General features: G+C 68.5%; 4 protein-coding genes. All 4 read right to left on the bottom strand.

The window, feature by feature from the left end; all coding sequences use genetic code 11:
* Positions 1-50: 50 nt before the first annotated feature.
* Complete coding sequence (locus B1205_RS04905) at positions 51-2453, bottom strand: immune inhibitor A domain-containing protein (protein WP_176308468.1); 2403 nt, start codon at positions 2451-2453, stop codon at positions 51-53.
* A 355-nt stretch (positions 2454-2808) separates the two neighbouring features.
* Positions 2809-4131, bottom strand: coding sequence for a hypothetical protein (locus B1205_RS30905; RefSeq protein WP_441338450.1), 1323 nt, complete (start codon positions 4129-4131; stop codon positions 2809-2811).
* A complete protein-coding gene (locus tag B1205_RS30900; protein ID WP_254909723.1) occupies positions 4128-5546 on the bottom strand; it encodes an immune inhibitor A domain-containing protein in 1419 nt (472 codons plus the stop codon). Before B1205_RS30900 ends, B1205_RS30905 begins: the two co-directional genes overlap by 4 nt.
* A 222-nt stretch (positions 5547-5768) precedes the next feature.
* Entirely contained in the window at positions 5769-7757 is a 1989-nt protein-coding gene (gene acs, locus B1205_RS04895) for an acetate--CoA ligase (RefSeq protein ID WP_089154531.1), read from the bottom strand.
* Positions 7758-7809: the final 52 nt, after the last annotated feature.

Genomic DNA, 7809 nt, shown 5'->3' with positions numbered 1-7809 from the left:
GGGCAGGTGACCTGCCCGGGCCTCGTCACGGTGGTGCGTCGATCAGTGGTTCAGGAGAAGCGGACCTTCACCGAGGTGCCGTTCTGCTCCAGGACCTTGATCTTGGTGCCGGTGGCCGGGAGCTTGACGCCGTGGTTCGGCAGCTCCGGGAACCAGTACTGCTTGGTGTCGTCGAACAGCGGCTGCGCGTCCTGGCCGCGGACGTACTGCGGCTGGCTGTTGATGTGCAGCGTGAACGAGTCCGCCTTCTTCAGGCCGAACGGCGCGTCGTAGACCTGGACGCGGGCCCGCCAGGGCTGCCCGGTCAGGTTGTACAGCGGCCGCGGGCGAGCGTCGATGATCATGTTACGACCCTCGCCCGGGTGCACGAACGTGTCGTTGTCCGCATACCGGAGGTTCCAGTAGGAGATCAGCAGACCCTCCTGGTACGCGTAGTGGTCCACGTAGTCCGGGCGGGTGTTCGCGTAGCCGAAGTAGTACGGGCCGGTCTTCAGGTACTTGTCGTACGACACGTACGTGCGGTTGCCGGCGATGTAGAAGTTGTCGAACTTGCGGATGTAGGTCTCCGCGACGATGCTCCAGCCGCTGAGCGTCCAGCCGGCGGCACCGGTCTCGGCGCCGTCGCTGAGGATGGTCTGACCGTCGGCGGTCACGGTGAGGGCGTCACCGTAGAAGCCGCCCTCGGAGACGCCGCCGTCCGTCTGGTAGCGGAGCCGGAACTGCACGGCCTGGCCGACGACCGAGTCCAGCGGGACGTTGACGTCGACCCACTGGCCGGCGGTCGAGCCGTCCAGGGCGTAACGCCCGGGAGAGATCTCCTTGAGCGCCTTGCCGTTGGCCGTGCCCGGGAGCGAGACCCAGGTCTGGCCACCGTCGGAGGAGGCCTCGAAGAAGAGGTAGTCGTAGTCCTCTTCGATGGCGTAACGGCCCTTCAACGACACCGCGGCGGTGCTCTTCCCGGTGAGGTCGATGGTCCGCGTCAGCGTGGTGTTCAGGTCGTCGTCGTTACCCGAGAAGAACTGCTTGGTGCCCTCGAACGGCTTGCCGTTCTGGAAGGTGTACTCCCGCTGCGGCAGCACGACCACGGCGCCCTGCGGCTTGGCCGAGTTGTACTCCTGCGGGCCGAGCTCCAGGGTGCGCGTCTGTCCGGCGACGATCGTCTCGTAGTCGAGCCAGCCGAGCTGGAGCTTGTTCCACGCGCCCAGGTCGCCACCGCGCTCGCCGATGCCACCGTCGTTCTTGTCGCCGAGCCGGCTCTGGGCCATCAGGGTCCAGTGCTCGTTGTTGTTGTCCCCACCACTGGTGACGTTGTAGTCGTCCGGCAGACCGAGGTCGTGGCCGTACTCGTGGTAGAAGACGCTCCGGCCACCGTTCTCCGGCTGGATCGTGTAGTCGCCGATCCAGACGCCGGTGTTGCCGATCTGGGTGCCACCGGCCGGGAAGTTGGCCGGGCCGGTGTTGCCCTGGTCGCTGGCGAACGCGTACCAGCGGTGGCTCCAGATGGCGTCCTCACCCTGGATCGGGTCACCGTCGGCCTGGTCGCCGCCGGCGTGGACGATCTGGAAGTGGTCGATGTAGCCGTCCGGCTCGTTGAAGTTGCCGTCGCCGTCGAAGTCGTAACGGTCCCACTGGTCCATCGACTTGACGTCGGCAGCGATGTCCGCGTCGGAGCGGCCCTGTGCCTTCTGGTCGGTGACCCACTGGTTGGCGGCGTCGCGGACCAGCGCCCAGGTGTTGTTGCAGACGTTCGAGGCGCACGGGTAGCCGTTGGAGCGGCCGTAGCGGGCCTCGTTGTACCGCACCTTCACCCAGTTGGTGACCTCGCCGTCGACGCTGTACCGGCCCGAGGACTGGGCCTCGTAGTACTGCTTCAGCGACTCGTCACCCGGGTTGGTGCCGAAGTACAGCTGCCGGAAGTGGTCGGCGCTGTAGTCCGCCTGCCAGACCGTGGAGTTGTCCACCGCCCGGTTCGGCTGCGGGATCTGGTTGACGCGCGGACCGTCGAACCGGGTCGGACCCGCGGTGTTCGGGTCGGTGTCCCGGTCCGGGTAGCTCGGGTGCCGCTCGTCGCCGAACTCCGCGAGGATGACGAAGATCTTGTCCGTCTGCGTGCGGGAGAGCTCGACGTACTGGTCCTCGGTCGGACCCTTGCCGGCCTTGGTGCTCTTGGCGGCCCTGCCCGCCGAGGCACCGGCGACAGCCTTCTCGCCGACCTTGACGACCGTGCTGCCGTTGATCTTCTGTGCCTTCGCCCGGCCCGCGAGGACCTCGCTCAGGCCCTCCTGACGCAGCGCGCGCCGCTTGTCTTCGAGCGGGTTGGGCAGGTCGTGCTCAGCCTGCGCGGGCTCGGCCACCGACGGAGCGGCGGTCGGCAACTTCGGCGCCGGCGCGGCGCTGGCGGACGTGGCCGTCACCAGTCCCGTCGCGGTCAGCGAAAGCCCGAGCAGACCCACTGCGACTTTGCGCACGTGGTACCTCCGGTGTGAGGGAACCGGCCCCGAGGGGGTACGGGCCGGTGGAACGTCCCACAAGTGGGACCCAGGGTGAACATAGACACTGCTGGGACTGGTGTGAAGATGTGCGCGTCGATTTGTAGCAACTTTTTGTTGGGGATGCTTTTCACCGTCACACCCCGGCCCGTCATCGGCGTGCTGACCAGGGGCGACGCCCGAGTCGGCAAATACAACGACGTTCATGGATTCCCTGGGGATGGGGAAGGGCCGGAGGCGAAATCGCCTCCGGCCCTTCCGTCATCCGGCCAGTTCAACCCATCTTTCGGTCATTCCGGATCCGGTGGTTACCGCCCGATCAGCCCTTCGGCGGGACCACGTACACCGTGGCGTACGCGTTGTCCTTGGCGGCCCGCTTGATGATGATCGAGACGCCGTACGCGACACCCGCGTCACCCGGGTTGCCGGTGCCCAGCACGATCGCCCCACCGCCCAGCGTCGAACCGTAGTAGTCCGTCGCCGGGGTGCCGTCGGGGTTCACCACCCGGGTCGTGTACTGCTGGTTGCCCTTTGACGGGACGACCACCGAGGCGTCGTTGTCCCGGGCGTACGGCGAGCCGTCCCGGATCTCGATGCCCGGGTACCAGCCCTTGGTGTCGGTGAAGCCCTTCACCGGCGCCTGGGCGCGGAACTTCGTGCAGTACTCGCTGTACGGCTCGTCGGCCGCCTCCAGGCACTCCTTGAACGGGTACGTGGGGGTCAGGCCGAAGGCGGCGTTGGACGACTGCGGGCGGCTGGGCAGGTTGTCCAGCACCGACGGGTCCTTCTCCGCCGCCACACCGGTGCGGCGCAGCGGGTCGTTGTGCGAGTCGACGATCAGCAGCCCGCCCTTGGCGCCGTAGCTGGGCAGCGCGGTCATCTGCCCGGTGACGTGGTTGACGTCGCCGAGCTGGGTGTCCCGGTACCAGACCAGCATGCCGGGCGCGTTGTAGGAGATCCGGTCGACCTTCCACGCCTCGTGCGAGTAGACGGTGTCGTAGGCGTACTTCAGGCCCTTGTCGAAGCCGTCGAAGTTGCGCCACTCGGCCAGGTAGTAGTGCGACTTGACCTGGGTGCCCGAGTCGGTGTGCCAACCCGCGCCGCTGGTGTCGGTGAACGTGCCGCCGGTCTGGGTCCAGCCGGCCGCGCCGCCCTCGACGTCGTCGCTCCAGGTGGTGGCGCCGCCGCCGGTCACCGAGAAGTCGTCGGCGAACCAGCCGCGCTCCTGGAACGCCTCGTCGGTGGCGTAGCGCAGCCGCACCTGCACGGTCTGCCCGGCGTACGACGACAGGTCGACGTAGTCGTGCCGCCAGCCGTCGGTGGCGCCGGTCAGGCCGTACTTCTTGTTGCCGAAGTCGACCATCCGCCCGTTCGGGTCGGCGTAGCCGTCGTCGGTGCTGACCAGCGTGCCGGCGGAGTCGTACACCTTGCGCTCGGTCCAGGTGGCCCCGCCGTCGGTCGAGACCTCGACGAAGCCGTAGTCCCAGTCGTCCTCGATGACATAGTTGTTCCACATCCAGAACTTCGCGTCGGCGGCGTTCGGGACCGTCACCGTGCGGCTCAGCTTGACGTCCGCCCAGGCCTGGTCGGCGCCGGAGTACCACATGTTCGCGCCACTGTGCGGCGCGGCCAGCGTGATCACCTTGTCCGGCAGGTCGATCTTGATACCGTCCTCGGTGCCGACCGGCGTACGCGACGTCTGCCCGAGNGCACCCACTTGTCCCAGAGGCCCATGTGAGTGGGGAGCGCCTGGAAGATCTCACCGGAGTGCGAACCGGACGCCATCAGGTCCCAGAAGTCCACGTCGGAGTCGGCGTTGCCCGAGGTGTCGTAGAGATCGGGCAGGCCGAGGTCGTGCCCGAACTCGTGGGCGAAGACACCGACACCGGCGTCCTCCGGCTGCACGATGTAGTTCGAGACCTTCAGGTTCGTGCCGGGGATGGTGTAGCCACCGGCCACGGTGGAGGAGTGCGCCCACACCGAGTAGACGCCGACGTCGCCGCCACCACGGGACTTGCCCTGGTTGGCGTGCACCAGCACCAGGTGGTCGATCACGCCGTCCGGCTCGTGGTAGTTGCCGTCACCGTCGCGGTCGCTCTGGTCCTCGATGTCGTAGTCGGCCCACGGGAAGCTCGGGTCCGCGGCGGCCAACGCGTCGATCGCGTCGGTGGCGAGCCGGCCCGCGCCCTGCGGGTTGTCCGGGTGGCCGTTCATCGACTGCTCACGCCCGGCGACCCAGTTGCCGTTCTCGTCCTGGAAGCAGCGCGACGCCGCGTACCAGCCCTCCGAGTGCGGGACCGTGATCCACGGGCTGGCCTGCCCGTCCACGGTGTACGCGTTCTTGGACATCTCCAGGTACATGTTGTGCATGGTCCGGCCGGCGAGGCTGATGCCCGGCTTGCCGTCCGGCCCCTTGAGGTCCTTGCGGACCCGCTCGGTGATGCCCTTCTTGGTGTAGAGCATCTTGTCGTAGTGGGCCGGGGAGAAGTCCGGCACCCACATCGAGTTGTTGTCCTTGTGCGGCAGCTTCGCCGGGTTCGGGATGGTGTTGTGGCGGGGGCCGTTCTGCACCGTGCCGGGGACGCAGGTGCGGTCCTCGAAGACGGTCTTCGGCACCATCACGTTGGTGAAGTCGTCGTTGGCCTTGTCGTTGAACTCCACCAGCAGCGTCAGCAGCTTGGCGGTCTGGGTGCTCTTGGCCTTCTTGATCTTTCGCGGGCTCTGGCCGCTCCGGATCGACTTCGCCTCCAGCTTGGCCAGCTCCCGGGCCGCGATCGGGTTGCCGCCCGCGTACTTGCGGTCGTAGGCGCGGGCCTCGTCCGCCGGCGCGGAGAAGACGCCGTCCCGGTTCTTGACCTCCCTGCCGCCGGTGTCCGGCTGCACCTCGGGCTCGGCGTAGTTGATGTAGTACTCGTCCGCCGCGATGGTGGCCGGCGCGGACCGGGACGGCTGGGCCGCCGCGCTGCCCGTCACGGTCAGCGACGAGGCGGCGAGGGCGATGGCGGGCAGCGCGACGAGTAGTCGTCGCCGTGCCCCGGACTGGGCAATGGGGAGCATGCCACTCCGTTCGTAGGGAATGGTGAGGAACCGGCCGTCTGCGGAACGTGCGTCGACATTCGCCGGTGTGGCCGAACGTAGTCGACCACGAGCGCCATCGACAGGGGTGATCGGAGCCCTCTGCCCGTTCAGGTCAGTGCCTCCTCCGCCGATCGACCGGCGTGTCCGGATACGACGAAGGGGCGGGCCGCCGCGCGACCCGCCCCCGCACCACTCGTGTCGTCAGTCCTCGTCGGACTTGCCGCCGCTCATCCCCGACGAGATCAACTCCATCACCGAGGAGTCCTGGAGCGTGGTCACGTCGCCGAGCGAGCGGTTCTCCGCAACATCCCGCAGCAGCCGCCGCATGATCTTGCCGGAGCGCGTCTTCGGCAGCTCCGGCACCAGCAGGATCTGCCGCGGCTTGGCGATCGGGCCGAGCGTCTTCGCCACATGGTTGCGCAGCTCGGCGATGAGCTGCTCGCCCTGGTCGCCGGCGGTCTCCGCGCTGCCGCGCGGAATGGCGAACGCGACGATCGCCTGCCCGGTCGTCGGGTCGGTCGCGCCGACCACCGCCGCCTCCGCCACCGACGGATGGCTGACCAACGCCGACTCCACCTCCGTGGTGGAGATGTTGTGGCCGGACACCAGCATCACGTCGTCGACCCGGCCGAGCAGCCAGATGTGCCCGTCGTCGTCCTTCTTCGCGCCGTCACCGGCGAAGTAGACCCACTCGTCACCGGTGTTGGCGCCCGCGCCGAACCGCGACCAGTACGTCTCGACGAACCGGCTGTCGTCGCCCCAGATCGTCCGCAGCATCGACGGCCACGGCTCGGTGAGCACCAGGTAGCCACCGCCGCCGTTCGGCACCGACTCGCCCTGGTCGTCGACCACGTCGGCGGCGATGCCGGGCAGCGGCGTCATCGCCGAACCCGGCTTCGCCTCGGTCACGCCGGGCAGCGGCGAGATCATGATCGCCCCGGTCTCGGTCTGCCACCAGGTGTCGACGACCGGCAGCTCACCCCGACCGACGTGCTGCCGGTACCAGATCCACGCCTCCGGGTTGATCGGCTCGCCGACGCTGCCCAACAGGCGCAGCGACGACAGGTCGTACCCGGCCGGGACGTCCTCGCCCCACTTCATCATGGTGCGGATCAGCGTCGGCGCGGTGTAGAGGATGGTCACCCGGTACTTGTCGACGATCTCCCAGAACCGGCCCTTGTGCGGGGTGTCCGGCGTGCCCTCGTACATGACCTGGGTGGCGCCGTTGGAGAGCGGGCCGTAGACGATGTAGGAGTGCCCGGTCACCCAGCCGATGTCGGCGGTGCACCAGTAGACGTCCGTCTCCGGCTTCAGGTCGAAGACCGCGTGCGCGGTGTACGACGCCTGGGTCAGGTAGCCGCCCGTGGTGTGCAGGATGCCCTTCGGCCGCGCGGTGGTGCCGCTCGTGTAGAGGATGAACAGCGGGTGCTCGGCGTCGAACGGCTGCGCCTCGTGCTCGACGGGGGCGGTCTCCACCGCCTCGTGCCACCAGTGGTCCTTCGCCGACCAGGCGACCTCCTCGCCGGTGCGGCGGACCACCAGCACATGCTCCACCGACGGGCAGTTCGCCACCGCCTCGTCGACGGTCGGCTTCAACGCCGACGGCTTGCCCCGGCGGAAACCGCCGTCCGCGGTGATCACCACCTTGGCGCTGGCGTCCTGGATCCGGTTGGTCAATGCGTCGGCGGAGAAACCGCCGAACACCACGCTGTGGGTGGCGCCGATCCGGGCGCAGGCGAGCATCGCCACCGCGGCCTCCGGAACCATCGGCAGGTAGATCGCCACCCGGTCGCCGGCGGTGACCCCCAGCGCGGTCAGCGCGTTCGCCGCCTGACAGGTCAGCCGGTGCAGGTCGGCGTAGGTGACGGTACGGGTGTCGCCCGGCTCACCCTCCCAGTGGATCGCCACCTTGTCGCCGCGCCCCGCCTCGACGTGCCGGTCCAGGCAGTTGTACGCCACATTCAGCCGGCCCCCGGTGAACCACTTCGCGAACGGCGCGTTCGACCAGTCGAGCACCTGCTCCCACGGCTGCGCCCAGGTCAGCCGGCCGGCCTGGCGCTCCCAGAACGCGAGCCGGTCACCGGCCGCCTCGTCGTACGCCGCCCCGGTGACATTGGCGTTCGCGGCGAGCTCGGCCGGCGGCGGGAACTGGCGCGTCTCGTTCAGCAGATTGGCCAATGCCTCGCTCATACGGTGAACTCCTTCGTCGCGTGACCTGCGTCTCCTACTCCGGGGAAGGTTA

Origin of the sequence: Micromonospora sp. NBS 11-29 (assembly GCF_002140155.1) — a bacterium.
In the GTDB taxonomy this organism is placed as follows: Bacteria; Actinomycetota; Actinomycetes; order Mycobacteriales; family Micromonosporaceae; genus Micromonospora.
This window is presented reverse-complemented; position numbering and strand designations above follow the sequence as displayed.

Bases quoted from the DNA above. Each gene is read 5' to 3' on its own strand.
- acs (WP_089154531.1), bottom strand. From the start codon at position 7,757: ATGAGCGAGGCATTGGCCAATCTGCTGAACGAGACGCGCCAGTTCCCG.